Consider the following 15,281-nt stretch of genomic DNA (forward strand, 5'->3'; position numbering starts at 1 on the left):
GGTGCATCATCGTAACTGCGCTGTGCCTTGATTTTTGGGCGCACCCATGATATGATAGACCCTGCGCGCAGGGCGCGCGGAAAACCAATAAAGGAGTTCTTTTTCTATGAAAACCATGCATAAATTTCTGGCCGTTGTGATCAGTGCCGCTCTGGCTGCCGGGCTGCTGGCAGGCTGCGGTGCAGCTTCCAGCACGGCTTCCAGTGCCGCCTCTTCTGAGGCCGTGTCCTCTGTGGCAGCTTCCAGTGAAGCCACTTCCTCTGAGGCTGCTTCCGGGCAGGCTGAGGATGCCAAGGTCAAGGCAGAGTTTACCGTGACCGGCGCGGATGGCGAGAGCCAGACCTTTACGCTGGAAGTGACCGATGGCGAAAAACTGAGCGATGCTCTGGTGGAAGCCGGTCTTATCAGCGAGGAAGAGGCTGCGGCAGGCTTTGTGACCACCGTCAACGGCGAGACCGCCGACTGGGATAAGGATCAGGCATGGTGGTGCCTGACCGATGCCACCGGCGAGATGACCACCGTGGGTGTGGCAGACATTGCGCTGCACGATGGCGACAGCTATGCCTTTATCTACACGAAGTAAGGAGCCTGTGCACATCCGGGTGCTGCGGCTGGTGCTCAGCGGCCTGATGGGTGCGCTGCTGGTGGTGAGCAAGCAGGCCATGAGCGGCCTGCCCAACATTGAACCGGTGACGCTGCTCGTCATCCTGTTTGCGCTGGAGCTGCCCCGGGAAACGCCGGGGGCTGTTACGGTGTTCATCCTGCTGCAGGGCGTGCTGTACGGCTTTGGGCTGTGGTGGGCCATGTACCTGTATGTCTGGTATCTGCTGGCCCTGCTGGCATGGCTGCTGCGCCGGATGGACAATGCCCTTGGATGGGCGGTGTTCAGCGGCATCTACGGTCTGTGCTTCGGCGGCCTGTGTGCGGCAGTGTATCTGGTGGCAAAGACCCCGGCCTTTGCTCTGAGCTGGTGGCTCAGCGGCCTTTCCTACGATGCCATGCACGGCATGGGGAATTTTGTTATCATGCTGCTGCTCTACCGCCCCCTGCGCAGAGCGCTGCAGACAGCCAAACGGCAGCTGAGAGTGAATTGAAAAGGAAAGCATCCTCACCCTCTCCGTCATTGCTTGCGCAATGCCACCTCTCCCGAAGGGAGAGGCAAGACATCACAGAGGACAGATGCTGCAATATCTGGGATTGCCCTTGGCTCCCCCTTTGGGGGAGCTGGCGAGCGTCAGCGAGACTGAGAGGGTGAGCCATCAAAACAGAAAGAGGGCCGCTGCACGGAGCAATGTGCAGCGACCCTCTTTTGCGGAAACAGGAAAGAAAGCAGATTGCAGCCGCGGAGATCAGCGCTTAACGTTGAAGGCGGCCATGCCGGGGTAAACGGCGCTTGCACCCAGGTCCTCCTCAATGCGGAGCAGCTGGTTGTACTTGGCAACGCGCTCGGTGCGGCTGGGGGCACCGGTCTTGATCTGGCAGGTGTTCAGGGCAACGGCCAGATCAGCAATGGTGGTGTCCTCGGTCTCGCCGGAGCGGTGAGAGCTGATGGCGGTGTAGCCGGCCTTGTGGGCCATCTTAATGGCCTCCAGCGTCTCGGAAACAGAACCGATCTGGTTCAGCTTGATCAGGATGGCGTTGCCTGCACCCAGCTGGATGCCCTTGGCCAGACGCTCGGTATTGGTAACGAACAGGTCGTCGCCCACCAGCTGGACCTTGCTGCCCAGTTCCCGGGTCATCTCCTGCCAGCCTTCCCAGTCTTCTTCATCCAAGCCATCTTCAATGGAGATGATGGGATACTTCTCCACCAGGCTCTTCCAGTGTGCGATCAGCTCGCTGGAAGTGTACTCGGTGCCGGCCTTGGGCAGCTTGTAAAAGCCCTTGCCCTTGGGGCTCTTCCACTCGGAGGAAGCAGCATCCATGGCCAGCATGAAGTCCTTACCGGACTGATAACCGGCCTTTTCGATGGCGGCCAGAATGGTCTCGATGGTCTCCTCGTCGCTGGACAGGTTGGGGGCAAAGCCGCCCTCGTCGCCCACGGAGGTGGCCAGGCCCCTGGCCTTCAGGATGGAAGCCAGAGCGTGGAACACCTCGGCGCACCAGCGCAGGGCCTCTTTGAAGCTGGGTGCACCCACGGGCATGATCATAAACTCCTGCGTGTCCATAGTGTTGGTAGCGTGTGCGCCGCCGTTCAGGATGTTCATCATGGGCACGGGCAGGCGGTTGCCGTTCACGCCGCCCAGAAAGCGGTACAGGGGCATCTCCAGAGAAGCGGCGGCAGCGCGGCAGGCGGCAATGGAGACCGCCAGAATGGCGTTTGCGCCCAGATTGGATTTGTCCTTGGTGCCGTCGGCCCGGAGCATGGCGGCATCAATGGCATAGATGTCGGAGGCATCCATGCCTACCACCGCGTCAGCGATGGCAGTGTTGATGTTCTCCACAGCCTTGGTCACGCCTTTGCCCAGATAGCGGCCCTTGTCGCCGTCGCGCAGCTCCAGAGCCTCGAACTCGCCGGTGGAAGCGCCGGAGGGGGCACAGCCGCGGGCAACCGTGCCGTCGGCCAGAGTGATCTCGGCCTCAACGGTGGGATTTCCGCGGGAGTCCAGGATCTCGCGGCCGATCACAGATTCAATTTCCAGATAGTTCATCACAGTAACCTCCCGATCTTCGATGAGATATTATATAGATAGTCAAAACTAACTAACTGCCTTTATCCTACCACGTCCCGCACCCTTGCGCAAGAGGGTCTGCGGATGTTTGCCGCTGTAAACATTGATAGGATGCCCGCCGGGGCGGGTGCGTATCCAGCAGAAAGCGGGAAAAGGATGGGGGAGTGTGTGGATTTGTGAGTTTACATTCCGAAGAGGGGACGGTAAAATGATAGATGGACAAGAGAGAACCAAAGATTGTGGAGGATTTTTTTACATGAACAAAGACCTGACCGTGGGCTCCCCGTCCAAGGTGCTGTGGCAGTTCTGCCTGCCCATGTTCGGCAGCATCCTGTTCCAGCAGCTCTACAACATTGCCGACAGCCTTGTGGCGGGCAAGCTGATCGGTGAAAACGCCCTGGCCGCTGTGGGCAACAGCTACGAGATCACCCTGATCTTTCTGGCGTTCTCATTCGGCTGCAACATCGGCGGCTCTGTCATCGTTTCCCGGTACTTCGGTGCAAAGGACTACAACACCATGAAAACCGCCATCTCCACGGCGCTCATCGGTACGGTGGTGCTCTGCGGTGCCCTGATGGCGGTGGGCTTGCTGGGCTGCCGGAGCCTGCTGGTGCTCATCCACACCCCGGCGGAGCTGATGGCCGACTCGGCAGAGTATCTGGATATCTACGCCCTGGGCCTGCCCTTCCTGTTCCTTTACAATGTGGCAACGGGCATTTTTACGGCGCTGGGCGACAGCCGCACCCCGTTCCTGTTTCTGGCGGGTTCCTCTACCGCAAACATCGCGGTGGATGTGCTGTTCGTGGCTGCCTTTGATCTGGGGGTTGCCGGTGTGGCCTGGGCGACCTTTTTGTGCCAGGGGGTGAGCTGCGTGCTCTCCCTGTGGGTGGTGGCCCGGCGGGTGCGTGCTGTCCCGAGTGAGGGGGAGCGGGTCTGGTTCTCCTGGAAGATGCTGGGCCAGATCGCAGTGGTGGCCATTCCCAGCATTTTGCAGCAGAGCTTTGTCTCAGTGGGCAATATCATCATCCAGAGCGTGGTCAACTCCTTCGGTGCCAGCGTGATCGCGGGCTTTGCCGCGGCCACCAAGCTGAACAATGTGCTCATTTCCTCCCTGACCACGCTGGGCAGCGGCATTTCCAACTACGCCTCCCAGAATCTGGGTGCCGGGAAGAACGAGCGTGTCAAGGCGGGTTTTGGGGCCGGTGTCAGACTGCTGGGCAGCATCTGCCTCTGCTTCACGGCCCTGTACCTGCTGGCAGGCCGCCAGCTGCTCATGCTCTTTATGAACAGCCCCACGGGTGAGGCCATCAACACCGGGCTGACCTTCCTGCAGACGATCGCTCCCTTCTACCTGCTGCTGGCCTTCAAGCTGACCTCAGACGGCCTGATGCGCGGCTGCGGCATGATGGGCCGCTTTATGGCGACCACCCTTTCCGACCTGTTCCTGCGCGTGGTGCTGGCCATGCTGTTTTCCCGCTGGCTGGGCGTGAACGGCATCTGGCTGTCCTGGCCTGTGGGCTGGTTTGTGGGCACCGTGCTCTCCATGGTGTTTTATCGTACCTCTATTTACCGGCAGGCAGAAGAAAAAACGACGCTGTAACCTTTTTGACATGGGTGAAAGCCCTTCATTTCACGATGAAACAAAGTGAACAAAATGAAAAAATAACCAAAAACAACATGGATTTTTTGGTGGCTTTCACATAAAATGCCGGAAAATGCCCGGAAAAGTATGGACGGTTTGTGAATTGCACAACCCGCCCGGCGAGACTATAATGAATACACACACAAAGCAGGGCGGCTTTGAGGGAAGCGCCCTGCTTTGTGCATCTATCACACGAAAAACTTCCAACAGGAGGATATTGTATTATGAAAAAGATGATTTCTCGCCGCAACTTTCTGACCGCTGCCGGTGTCGTGGCTGCTGCCGGTGTCCTGACCGCCTGCGGCGGCTCCTCTTCCAGCACTGCCGCTTCTTCCACTGCCGCATCCGCTGCAGGCTCTGCCGCTGCTTCCGGTGACACCATCAAGATTGGCGTGATGGGCCCCCTGACCGGCAACGTTTCCGTTTACGGCCAGGCCGTTGTCAACGGCGCTTCCCTGTACCTGAAGCAGGTCAACGCCGACGGCGGCATCAATGGCAAGCAGATCGAGATCCTGACCGAGGATGAGCAGGGTGATGCTACGCAGGCTGTCAACTGCTTCACCAAGATGGTGGACGAGGGCATCACCGCTCTGGTGGGCGATGTCACCACCACCCCCACCCTGGCAGTTGCTGCCGAGAGCGCAGATTACAACATGCCCATGGTCACTGCTTCCGCTACCGCTGAGGCCGTTACTTACGATGCCGAGACCGACACCGTGAACGAGAATGTCTTCCGTGCCACCTTCACCGACCCGTTCCAGGGCATCAAGATGGCTGATTATGCTTACCAGAAGCTGGGCTACACCAAGGCAGCTGTCATCTTCAAGAAGGGCGCTGACTACAACGAGGGTCTGGCTGAGAACTTTGTCAACGAGTTCGAGAGCCTGGGCGGCACCATCGTCGATCAGGAGAGCTACTCCGAGGGCGACGTGGACTTCAAGACCCAGCTGACCAGCATCATGGGCAAGGGCCCCGAGACCGTGTTCTGCCCCAACTACTACGAGGAAGTGGGCCAGATCCTGTCTCAGGCTGAGAGCGTCGGCCTGAATGTTCCCTTCCTGGGCGGCGACGGCTGGGATGGCCTGGAGGGCTATGCCACTGCCGATCAGCTGAAGGACAGCTACTTCTGCGCAAACTACGCAAAGGGCTCCAGCCCTGAGTTCGAGGATGCTTACAAGGCAGAGTACGGCGAGGATTACCCCAACGGCTTTGCTCCTCTGGGCTACGATGCCGCCAAGACCGTGGTTTACGGCGTGCAGGCTGCTGAGGATGCCGGCCTGGAGGCCGGTACCGATGAGTACAAGCAGGCTGTCAACGATGCCATTGCTTCCGGCACCATCGAGGGCATCACCGGCACCTTTACCTTTGATGAGCACCACGATCCCGTCAAGAAGACTGCAATCCTGACCTACGTGGACGGCAAGCCCGAACTGAAGGAAATGTTCTGATCCCGCTTCTGCGCCGCACACCGGTGTGCGGCCTGAATGCCGGAACCAGAGAATGATGTACCCTTGCGGAGGCCGCCGGAACAGGTTGTCTCCGCTTTTTTGGTAGAAAGAAAGGAAGTGTCCATCCAATGACAGTGTTCTTTAGTCAGCTGATCAACGGCTTGTCCCTTGGCAGCATCTATGCACTGATCGCACTGGGTTACAGCATGGTGTACGGCATCATCCTGCTGCTGAACTTTGCCCACGGCGATGTCATCATGGTGGGTGCATACATGTCCTGGTTCATTATGAACCAGCTGGGCCTTGGCCCGGTGACGGCTGTGTGCGCCACCATTCTTACCTGCACCCTGCTGGGTGTGGTGATCGAAAAGGTCGCCTACACCCCGCTGCGCAACGCGCCCCGCATCTCCCTGCTGATCACAGCCATTGGTGTCTCCTTCTTCCTGGAGTACACCGCTGAGCTGGTGATGGGTTCCGGCGCAAAGGTCATCCCTTCCTACTACGGCAACAAGACCTTTATGATCGGCAGTGTGCCCCTGGGCCTGACCTCCGTGATCACGCTGGTGGTCACCGTGCTGTCCATGCTGGTACTGACCTTTCTGGTGCAGAAAACCAAGCTGGGCAAGGCCATGCGCGCCGTCTCTGAGGATATGGACGCTGCCCGCCTGATGGGCATCAATGTCAACAGCACCATCTCCTTTACCTTTGCGGTGGGCTCCGCGCTGGCCGGTATCGGCTCGGTGCTGTACTGCTGCTCCTACCCGCAGGCTACCCCCACCATGGGCTCCATGCTGGGCCTGAAAGCCTTTGTTGCTGCCGTTCTGGGCGGCATCGGCTCCATCCCGGGCGCAATGATCGGCGGCATTGCCATCGGCCTGTGCGAGTGCTTTGTCTCCGCCATCGGCCTTTCCGCCTGGAAGGATGCCGTTACGTTTGCCATCCTGATCATCGTGCTGCTGTTCAAGCCCACCGGCTTCCTCGGCCGCAAGGTGCAGGAAAAGGTGTAAGGAGGGCAGGAAGATGAATAAGAACCGTAAAACGATCAAAATGCCCGTGCGCTATCTGATGAACGCGGTGCTAGTGGCTCTGCTGTTCGTAGCGCTTTCCTACCTGACCCGGAATATCCTGTCTACCTACCAGAACAAGGTGCTGATGACGGTGGGCATCAATATCATCCTGGCGGTCTCCCTGAACGTTGCCACCGGCTATCTGGGGCAGCTGCCGCTGGGTCATGCTGGTTTCATGGCTGTGGGTGCCTACACCTGCGCCCTGTTCACCAAGTTCTGCCCGCTGCCGGACGGTGTCTCTTTTGCCATCGGTCTGGTGCTGGCCTGCATCGTGGCTGGTCTGTTCGGTGTGCTCATCGGCATCCCGGCCCTGCGCCTGACCGGCGACTATCTGGCCATCCTGACGCTGGGCTTTGGTGAGATCATCCGCATTACCCTGAACAACATCGATGATGTGCTGGGCTTCAAGCTGTTCTATGGCTCCAAGGGCCTGAAGAACATCCCCAAGTACTCCAACTTCACCAATGTGTTCCTCTGCGTGGTCATCACCTGCTTCCTGATCCACGCCATGATGAAGAGCCGCCACGGCCGTGCTGTGCTGGCCATCCGCGACAATGAGATCGCCGCCGAGAGCTGCGGCATCCAGACCACCTACTATAAGGTCATGGCCTTTGCCTTTTCCGCTGCCTTTGCGGGTCTGGCAGGCGGCCTGTATGCCTGCTACATCGGCGTGCTGAACCCCTCCACCTTCGGCTTTATGAAGTCCATTGAGATCCTGGTCATGGTGGTTCTGGGCGGCATGGGCTCCATGCTGGGCTCCATCCTCTCTGCAACGGTCCTGACCATCCTGCCTGAGGCGACCCGCAGCTTCGACAGCTATCGCATGGTCATCTACTCGCTGGTGCTGATCCTGATGATGATCTTCCGCCCGGGCGGACTGCTGGGCAGCTACGATTTCTCCATGAGCCGCCTTGTGGAGCGTGTCCTGTTTGGCAAGAAAAAGAAGGAGGGTGCAGACCATGAGTGAGTTCCAGACCAGACTGAACAGTGTCCCCTCCGGCGGCTTCCTGACGGACCGCGATAAGGACAAAAAGCCCATTCTGGATGTCCGTGAGCTGGGCATCGATTTCGGCGGCCTGACCGCTGTGGATGGCTTCAACCTGATGATCGGCCGCAACGAGATCACCGGCCTGATCGGCCCCAACGGTGCCGGTAAGACCACGGTGTTCAACCTGCTGACCAATGTTTACCAGCCTACCCGCGGCTCCATCCTGATCGATGGAATGCCCACGGCGGGCAAAAAGACCTATCAGGTCAACCGGATGGGCGTGGCTCGCACCTTCCAGAACATCCGTCTGTTCAAGGAGATGAGCGTCATCGACAACATCAAGGTCGGCCTGCATGAATCCATGAAGTACGATCTTGCTTCTTCGCTGATCCGCCTGCCCAACTACTGGAAAGAGGAAAAGCACTGCACCGAGCGTGCCTTTGAGCTGCTGGACATCTTCCACATGGCAGATATGGCCTATACGCAGGCTGGCAGCCTGCCCTATGGCGCACAGCGCCGTTTGGAGATCATGCGCGCGCTGGCCACAAGCCCGAAGCTGCTGCTGCTGGATGAGCCTGCCGCGGGTATGAACCCCTCGGAGACCGCTGAGCTGACCGAGACCATCCGCCGCATCCGCGATGAGTTCAACATTGCCGTGCTGCTGATCGAGCATGACATGAGCCTGGTCATGGGCATCTGCGAGGGCATTGCGGTGCTGAACTTTGGCCGCATCATCGCCAAGGGCACCCCGGATGAGATCCGCAACAATCCCCAGGTCATCGAGGCCTACCTGGGCAAGAAGGAGGGCTGAACCGATGGCAGAAACGATGCTGAAAGTTGATAACATCAACGTTTATTACGGCAACATCCACGCTGTCAAGGATGTTTCGTTTGAGGTGAACGAGGGCGAGATCGTGACCCTGATCGGTGCCAACGGTGCCGGTAAGTCCACCACCCTGAAAACCATCTCCGGCCTGCTCCACCCCAAAACGGGCGACATCCTGTACAAGGGCAAGAGCATCAAGGGCGTGCGCGCCCATAAGATCGTGGAGGCCGGTCTGGCACAGGTGCCGGAGGGCCGCCATGTGTTCCTGCACATGACCGTGGAGGAAAACCTGGATATGGGGGCCTACACCCAGCCCGCTTCCACCATTGCGGCCAACAAGGAGAAGGTGTTCACCCTCTTCCCACGCCTGAAGGAGCGCCGCAGGCAGCTGGCGGGCACCATGTCCGGCGGCGAGCAGCAGATGCTGGCCATGGGACGTGCCCTGATGAGCAACGCCTCCATGCTGATGCTGGACGAGCCCTCCATGGGCCTTTCCCCGCTGCTGGTGCAGGAGATCTTTGATATCATCCGCGATATCCACAAGGCAGGCATGACCATCCTGCTGGTGGAGCAGAACGCACAGATGGCCCTTTCCGTGGCCGACCGCGCCTATGTTCTTGAGACAGGCCACGTGGTCATGGACGGCACTGGTGCAGAGCTGCTGACCAATGAGCGCGTCCGCAACGCTTATCTGGGCGGCTGAGACTGCAGCCGGATAGAACGCAAAAACAATACGCCCGCCGGGCGGTACGAGAAGTACCACACCCGGCGGGCGTTGTTCTGTCTATAAGGGAATTATTCCGGCGCTTTCATGCTTTCCACCATGCTGATCTGGCGGACATGGCGGCGCATGAGCAGGCAGACGGCAAAGTTGAAGAGCATGGTGAGCGCCACGCTGAACACAAAGCTGCGGGGGGCGATGGAACGGATGAACATCATCTGGTCCATTTCCACAGTGCGGATGATGAACTGGTGCAGGGGAATGCCCACCACCAGACCCACCAGGGAGCCGATGAGAGAGAGCAGGTCGATCTCCCGGAAGATGTAGCGGTAGACCTCCTTGTCATAGAAGCCCAGCACCTTGATGGTGGCAAGCTCCTTTTTGCGCTCGCCCAGGTTGACGCTGATGAGGTTGTAGAGCACCACGGCGGCCAATGCGGCAGCGCAGACGATGACCAACATGACCACATAGTTCAGGCAGCCGATCAGGCCATCGAACATCTGGGTGGTGTCCTCGATGAAGGAGACGGAGCTGACATAGTTGCAGGCCAGAATGGCGGAGGAGAGGGAGGCACGGGCTGCATCGGTGGGGCAGTCGGTCTGACCGTAAACGGCGTTCCAGGCGGGCAGAGCACCACCGTTCAGCGTTTTGAGCTGCGCCTGCGAGAGGTACAGCCGGGTAAAGACATAGTTTTCGGTGATGCCGGTCAGGGTCAGGGACCTGCGCCCGCCGTCAGCAGTCTCCACCTCAAAGCTGTCGCCCACCGAAAGCCCCAGCTTTTCGGCGGTCTTTTCGGTCAGGATGACGCTGGAATCGTCAAAGGCAATGGCCTTGTGGCCCTGCCGGGTGCGGAAGGTGAAGTATTCGGTCATCTGGCTTTCGTCATTGGCGGCAACCAGGCTGACGGTCTCCTTTTCCCCCGCATCATTGTAGAGGGTGACGCTCTTGGTGTAATAGCGGCCCCAGCTGGTGATGCCGCTGCTGGAATCCAGCAGGTCGGCCAGACCGTTCTCCATGGTCAGCGCCTTTTCGTCACTCAGGGAGATGGTCAGGTCGGCGTGGGTCAGCTCGGTGGTCTGCTTGGTCAGCATGGGCAGCAGGGAATCCTGGATGCCGAAGCCGATGAGGAGCAGGGCTGTGCAGCCCGCCACGCCCAGAACTGTCATAAAGAAGCGCTTTTTATAGCGGAACAGGTTGCGGGCGGTGGTTTTCTGGGAGAAGCTCATCCGCTTCCACAGCGGGGTGAGATATTCAAGGAGGATGCGCTTGCCCGCTACAGGCGCACGGGGCAGCAGCAGGGCGGCGGATTTTTCCTTGAGGCTGGCGCGGCAAGCCTGCAGGGTGGCAAGGCCGATGACCGCCGCGCTGAGGGCCATGCTGCCCAATGCCAGGCCCGGGTAGAAGTGCAGCGTAAAGGTGGGGATGGAGAACATCATGGTGCGGTAGGCGTACCAGAAGATGGTGGGGAACACCACAAAGCCTACGGCAATGCCCACGATGCTGCCCAGAATGCTGGCGGCAATGCCGTACAGTAAGTACTTGCCTGCGATACTGACGTTGGAGTAGCCCAGCGCCTTGAGGGTGCCCATCTGCAGGCGGTTCTCGTCCACCATGCGGGTCATGGTGGTGGAAGCCACCAGTGCCGCCACCAGGAAGAAGAACACCGGGAACACCCGGGCAATGGCGGCCATCCGGTCAGCGTACTGTTCCAGCGTGACAATGCTCAGGGTGCTGCCGCGGTCCAGCACATACCACTCGCCGTTCTGGATGTCCGCGATCTTCTCTTCCGCATCGTTGATCTGCTGCTGGCCTTCGGCGAGCTTCTGCTCCGCATCGGCCTTCTGGGTCTCGTACTCGGTGCGGGAAGCGTCCAGCTGCTCCTGCCCGGACCGGTACTGTGCCCAGCCCTCGTCCAGCTGGGCGCGGGCGGCCTCAAACTGGGTGTAGGCTGTGGCAGTACCGGTGCTCAGCTGGAGCTGGCCCTGCAGCAGCTGTACCTTCATTTTGCGCAGGGCGGCTTTGGCCTCGGTGACAAGGTCTGTGTTGGAGAGGTTGGGCGAGGAGATGAGCCCTTTGGCGTACATCTGCTGCTTGCCGGCATCCAGCTGGGCCTGATAACCGTCCAGCTGGCCCTTGATGTTATCGTAGGCTGCCTGTGCCTTGGCAAGCGCGTCCCGCAGCTCGGTGTATTCCTCGTCCTCGGGCTCGGCCTCATCCAGCGCCTTTTGGGCATTGTTCAGGGCAGTCTCGGCATAGCCCAGCAGGGGGTCAGCCACCTGTTTCAGATTGACCAGCAGCTGGATCTGCTGAAGCTGATCCTCAAATTCCAGCACCTGCTCTTCGCTGCTCACCAGCGTAGAGGCACCGCTCTGCATGGTATCGGGCAGGGCGGCCTTCTGGGCGGCAAGCTCGGCTTCGCCTGCGTCCAGCTGGGCCTTGGCGGCATCCAGCTCCCGCTGCGCGTCGGTCAGCTTCTGCTCGGCTTGTGCAAACTGGCGCTCGGCTTCGGCCTTCTGTTCGCTGTAGGTCTGTTTGGCATCGTCCAGCTGGGTAGTGGCATCCTCAATAAGCTGGGCCCGGCGGGCCACACAGTGCTCCTTGCTGATGGCATCCAGCCGGTCAGCCACAGTATCCACAGCGGTCTGGTATTCGTCGCTGTAATTGTCATACTGTGCGGCATCTGCTACTTTGAGATAACAGACGGTATAATAATCTGCGGTCAATTCACCGTTCTGCACGAACACAAGAGCATCCAGGATGCCGTCGCCGACGGTGCTGGTCTCTTGATTGGCAGAAAAATATTGAGGGTCCTGCACCTGGCCCACCACGGTATATTCGGTGCGGCGGATATCCTCGGTGTCCTCGGGCAGGGTGACCACGGTGCCCAGCGGGATGGGGTCCGCGTGGCCCAGCACCTGTACCACACACTCGTTGGCGGTTTCGGGCATCCGCCCCTCCAGCAGGGTCAGGCGGTTCATATTGGCCTCGGTATCCGCAGCCGGGTCGGCGGGAAGCTGCTGCACCCGCAGCACGGCTCCGTCGGTAGAGCTTGACCAGCGGCCCTCGGTGTCCAGATACTTCACGGGCATCACGGCGCTCACGCCCTCCGTGGCGGCAATGGCGGAGAGATCTGATTCCGAAAGGCCCAGCGTGGAGAGCACCCGCAGGTCGAACACATTTTGCTGGACATAGTACTTCTGCCCGGCGGTGCGCATACTGGGGGCAAAGCTGACCAGGCCTGTCAGCATCATCACGCCCAGCGCCACGATGCCGAACAGGGAAAGAAACCGGTTCAGATTGCTCCGGAAGTCACGCCGGATATTTTTACGATAGCTTTTCTGCATAGCGGTCACCACTCGATCTGTTCCACCGGCACCGGGTGTTCGTTGACCTTGTTGGACAGGATCTGTCCGCTCTTGACCTGGATGATCCGGTCCGCCATGGCCGTCAGGGCCGTGTTGTGGGTAATGACGATGACGGTGCGCCCTGTTTCGCGGCAGGTGCGCTGGAGCAGGGCCAGCACCTGCTTGCCGGTCTTGTAGTCCAGCGCACCGGTGGGCTCATCGCAGAGCAGGAGCTTGGGGTTCTTGGCCAGCGCCCGGGCAATGGAAACGCGCTGCTGCTCGCCGCCCGAAAGCTGGGCAGGGAAGTTGTTGAGCCGCTCGCCCAGACCCACACTTTCCAGCGTGGCGGCGGGGTCCAGCGGATCACGGCAGATCTCGCTGGCCAGCTCCACATTTTCCAGTGCAGTCAGATTCTGCACCAGATTGTAGAACTGGAACACGAAGCCAACATCATACCGGCGGTAGGTGGTGAGCTCTTTTTCGGAAAAATGGCTCACATCCTGCCCGTCCAGCCAGACATGGCCCTCATCGCAGGTGTCCATGCCGCCCAGAATGTTCAGCAGGGTGGTCTTGCCTGCACCAGAGGGACCCACAATGATGCAAAACTCGCCCTTATCTACATAAAAATTCAGGTGATCGGCCGCCGCAATGCGGACACTGCCGGTCTGATAATATTTGGAAACATCCTCAAACTGCACAAAATGTTCCATATGCTGCTCCTTGCCTTGAAAAAATGATTGTTCCATCCTAACTATAACATATTTTGCAGCAGGTTTGCAGGGGCAAAGCGCTGGAATTTGCAAAAAGTTAACAGGTCGTATCAAGGATAAAGTCAACGGTCTGCTCGATCTGGAATTTTGCGAAATACCCCTCTTCCAGCGGGATCCACCGGGCGGTGAAGCCGGAATAGCGTTCTCCCTCCCGCGCCAGCAGACGGCGGGCCTGCTCTTCCTTGGAGCAGGTGACGAAAACCTTCAGATCATAACAGTCCGCAAGGGTGGGGTGGCAGCTGTAACTGCCCTCCACGATGACCAGCGGCTGGGGCGCAAAGCATTGTTCCGGCAGGTAGGCACCCGCCCGGCAGGAGTAGGCACGGTAGGGGATTGCCTGCCCGGCCCGGGCGGGGGTGAGCACCTGGGCACGCAGACGCTCCAAGTCCATGTTGGCGCAAGGGATCTGCTCCCAGTTTGCCACACGGCTGGCTGGAGAAAGATAGAAGTCATCGGTATGCACCGTGATGCTCTGGGGGAACTGCCGGGCCAGTTGTGCCGCCAGCGTGGTTTTTCCGCTGCCGCACCGGCCGTCCAGCGCCACCAGCACCGGGGCGGCAGGATGGGCAGAGAGAAAATTGGAGAGTTTTTCCACGAGAGGGGAAAGGGTGGTTGAAATCATAATTCCTTCTTAAACGTCAGATTTTTGTATTCGGTCTGAGAGCCGCTTCGGCGGAAGGTTCCATTTTCAGTGGGTGTGAAACCTAGTGCACGCATCACACCGCAGGAACCGGCATTTTCGGCGGCAACATCGGCCAGAACGGTTTTTATACCGTTCTGTGCACCGAACTGCACCAGAGCGTTTACCATTTCTTTGGCATAACCCTTGCGCCAGCAGGTAGGGTGGATGCAGTAACCGATATCCCAGCAGCTGCCGCCATCCTTGACCACAGCACAGCAGGTACCAATGGGCTGGTGGGTGACTTTGTCCTCTGCAATGACATAATAGCAGTCGGTGCTGTCGCTCAGGTTGCGGAGCAATTCCATATATTCGTTCAGGTCATCGATATCGTCCAGCACCGGGTCGGACAAATATTTTCCGGTGATGGGGTCACCCCAGATGCAGAGTGCAAACCCGGCATCCCGAGCTTCCTGCGGGCGCAGGCGAAGCCGGGCGGTTTCAAAAGGTGTGAAAGTCATATCGTTTCCTCCAAAGGTGATATACAAGAAATACTTTTGTCGATTTGCGAAAATATGAGATCGTATGCGTGGGCAGGGAGAGGATGGCGAGGCATCCAAAAATCAAACAGTGCTTTTAACTCTTTAGAATCTCCATAGAGCTGTTTGACTTGTTTGTAAGCAAATGTATTGGCATCGACTTCGTGCGGCTGACCAAGATATAGGTTGGTAAAATAATCTTCATTGCCATCCAATTTGCAGGAGATGTAATGGCCATTTACCAGCTTATAGCATGTACCATCATAGCCAATGACATATTGAAGGCTTCGGTGTATTTCGGAACCGAAGTGTTCCGGACAGAGATACTGCGATGCGTGACGCAGTTCGTGAAACAGAAAAAATGCTTTCTCATAGTCAGGTTTGGCGTTCAGATGCTCTGCATTGATGAACACAGTTTTGCTTGCAGGGTCAAATGTTCCGCAAGCGGTCTCATAATCAGAGGGCATATCAAAGGATAAGTGCAGATCAAGGGAGCGTTCTTTACAATAATCATCAAAGAAGTGCTTGTAATCAAAGATTGATGGCATAGGTTTATATCCGGCCTTTCCTTGACAAAATAAAGGAAATTGACTATACTACAAATAGAAAAGGCGCTGATCCACATCGGTCAGCTTTCCTTCCCGAGAA

General features: G+C 58.5%; 14 protein-coding genes. 8 read left to right on the forward strand and 6 right to left on the reverse strand.

The window, feature by feature from the left end; all coding sequences use genetic code 11:
• The first annotated feature begins 106 nt into the window (after positions 1–106).
• Complete coding sequence (locus J3351_RS01440; RefSeq protein ID WP_207696954.1) at positions 107–583, forward strand: DUF4430 domain-containing protein; 477 nt, start codon at positions 107–109, stop codon at positions 581–583.
• Positions 561–1,094, forward strand: a complete 534-nt coding sequence (locus J3351_RS01445; RefSeq protein WP_242699265.1) for a hypothetical protein — start codon at positions 561–563, stop codon at positions 1,092–1,094. The genes J3351_RS01440 and J3351_RS01445 overlap by 23 nt, the downstream gene beginning before the upstream one ends.
• A 255-nt stretch (positions 1,095–1,349) precedes the next feature.
• Here the strand turns inward: J3351_RS01445 and eno are convergent, their stop codons facing one another.
• Entirely contained in the window at positions 1,350–2,648 is a 1,299-nt protein-coding gene (gene eno, locus J3351_RS01450) for a phosphopyruvate hydratase (protein ID WP_207696955.1), read from the reverse strand.
• 277 nt (positions 2,649–2,925) lie between these two features.
• Between eno and J3351_RS01455 the strand changes: the two genes are divergently transcribed.
• The 6 genes from J3351_RS01455 (at position 2,926) to J3351_RS01480 (ending at position 9,343) form a co-directional block, all read left to right on the forward strand.
• Positions 2,926–4,269 (forward strand): MATE family efflux transporter, encoded by a 1,344-nt coding sequence (locus J3351_RS01455; RefSeq protein ID WP_207696956.1) that lies wholly within the window; start codon positions 2,926–2,928, stop codon positions 4,267–4,269.
• Between the two features lie 266 nt (positions 4,270–4,535).
• Positions 4,536–5,759, forward strand: coding sequence for an ABC transporter substrate-binding protein (locus tag J3351_RS01460; protein ID WP_207696957.1), 1,224 nt, complete (start codon positions 4,536–4,538; stop codon positions 5,757–5,759).
• 128 nt (positions 5,760–5,887) lie between these two features.
• Positions 5,888–6,766, forward strand: a complete 879-nt coding sequence (locus J3351_RS01465) for a branched-chain amino acid ABC transporter permease (RefSeq protein WP_207696958.1) — start codon at positions 5,888–5,890, stop codon at positions 6,764–6,766.
• Between the two features lie 13 nt (positions 6,767–6,779).
• Positions 6,780–7,793, forward strand: coding sequence for a branched-chain amino acid ABC transporter permease (locus J3351_RS01470; RefSeq protein WP_005931359.1), 1,014 nt, complete (start codon positions 6,780–6,782; stop codon positions 7,791–7,793).
• Positions 7,786–8,625, forward strand: coding sequence for an ABC transporter ATP-binding protein (locus J3351_RS01475; protein ID WP_097770421.1), 840 nt, complete (start codon positions 7,786–7,788; stop codon positions 8,623–8,625). Before J3351_RS01470 ends, J3351_RS01475 begins: the two co-directional genes overlap by 8 nt.
• Before the next feature lie 16 nt (positions 8,626–8,641).
• Complete coding sequence (locus J3351_RS01480; protein ID WP_097770478.1) at positions 8,642–9,343, forward strand: ABC transporter ATP-binding protein; 702 nt, start codon at positions 8,642–8,644, stop codon at positions 9,341–9,343.
• Between the two features lie 92 nt (positions 9,344–9,435).
• Here J3351_RS01480 and J3351_RS01485 read toward each other — a convergent pair whose 3' ends face one another.
• From J3351_RS01485 to J3351_RS01505, 5 genes are all read right to left on the reverse strand, one after another.
• Positions 9,436–12,705 carry an FtsX-like permease family protein gene (locus J3351_RS01485; RefSeq protein WP_207696959.1) on the reverse strand — a complete coding sequence of 1,090 codons (3,270 nt, stop codon included), beginning with the start codon at positions 12,703–12,705 and terminating at the stop codon, positions 9,436–9,438.
• A 5-nt stretch (positions 12,706–12,710) separates the two neighbouring features.
• On the reverse strand, positions 12,711–13,415 hold the full coding sequence (locus J3351_RS01490; RefSeq protein ID WP_005931348.1) for an ABC transporter ATP-binding protein: 705 nt from the start codon (positions 13,413–13,415) through the stop codon (positions 12,711–12,713).
• Positions 13,416–13,512: 97 nt separating this feature from the next.
• The gene (locus J3351_RS01495) at positions 13,513–14,097 is read right to left on the reverse strand and encodes a uridine kinase (RefSeq protein WP_156060620.1); all 585 of its coding nucleotides are present in this window, start codon (positions 14,095–14,097) and stop codon (positions 13,513–13,515) included.
• Entirely contained in the window at positions 14,094–14,615 is a 522-nt protein-coding gene (locus J3351_RS01500) for a GNAT family N-acetyltransferase (RefSeq protein WP_156058454.1), read from the reverse strand. Before J3351_RS01500 ends, J3351_RS01495 begins: the two co-directional genes overlap by 4 nt.
• Positions 14,612–15,181, reverse strand: a complete 570-nt coding sequence (locus tag J3351_RS01505; protein ID WP_227622518.1) for a hypothetical protein — start codon at positions 15,179–15,181, stop codon at positions 14,612–14,614. Before J3351_RS01505 ends, J3351_RS01500 begins: the two co-directional genes overlap by 4 nt.
• Between the last annotated feature and the right edge of the window lie 100 nt (positions 15,182–15,281).

The organism is Faecalibacterium sp. Marseille-Q0746 (assembly GCF_017377595.1).
Lineage (GTDB): Bacteria > Bacillota > Clostridia > Oscillospirales > Ruminococcaceae > Faecalibacterium > Faecalibacterium duncaniae.

Excerpts from the sequence above, each read along its gene's own strand:
- J3351_RS01480 (WP_097770478.1), top strand. The coding sequence starts at position 8,642 with ATGCTGAAAGTTGATAACATCAACGTTTATTACGGCAACATCCACGCT.
- J3351_RS01455 (WP_207696956.1), top strand. The coding sequence starts at position 2,926 with ATGAACAAAGACCTGACCGTGGGCTCCCCGTCCAAGGTGCTGTGGCAG.
- eno (WP_207696955.1), bottom strand. The coding sequence starts at position 2,648 with ATGAACTATCTGGAAATTGAATCTGTGATCGGCCGCGAGATCCTGGAC.
- J3351_RS01505 (WP_227622518.1), bottom strand. The coding sequence starts at position 15,181 with ATGCCATCAATCTTTGATTACAAGCACTTCTTTGATGATTATTGTAAA.
- J3351_RS01440 (WP_207696954.1), top strand. The coding sequence starts at position 107 with ATGAAAACCATGCATAAATTTCTGGCCGTTGTGATCAGTGCCGCTCTG.
- J3351_RS01475 (WP_097770421.1), top strand. The coding sequence starts at position 7,786 with ATGAGTGAGTTCCAGACCAGACTGAACAGTGTCCCCTCCGGCGGCTTC.
- J3351_RS01485 (WP_207696959.1), bottom strand. The coding sequence starts at position 12,705 with ATGCAGAAAAGCTATCGTAAAAATATCCGGCGTGACTTCCGGAGCAAT.
- J3351_RS01490 (WP_005931348.1), bottom strand. The coding sequence starts at position 13,415 with ATGGAACATTTTGTGCAGTTTGAGGATGTTTCCAAATATTATCAGACC.
- J3351_RS01470 (WP_005931359.1), top strand. The coding sequence starts at position 6,780 with ATGAATAAGAACCGTAAAACGATCAAAATGCCCGTGCGCTATCTGATG.
- J3351_RS01465 (WP_207696958.1), top strand. The coding sequence starts at position 5,888 with ATGACAGTGTTCTTTAGTCAGCTGATCAACGGCTTGTCCCTTGGCAGC.
- J3351_RS01445 (WP_242699265.1), top strand. The coding sequence starts at position 561 with ATGCCTTTATCTACACGAAGTAAGGAGCCTGTGCACATCCGGGTGCTG.
- J3351_RS01500 (WP_156058454.1), bottom strand. The coding sequence starts at position 14,615 with ATGACTTTCACACCTTTTGAAACCGCCCGGCTTCGCCTGCGCCCGCAG.
- J3351_RS01460 (WP_207696957.1), top strand. The coding sequence starts at position 4,536 with ATGAAAAAGATGATTTCTCGCCGCAACTTTCTGACCGCTGCCGGTGTC.
- J3351_RS01495 (WP_156060620.1), bottom strand. The coding sequence starts at position 14,097 with ATGATTTCAACCACCCTTTCCCCTCTCGTGGAAAAACTCTCCAATTTT.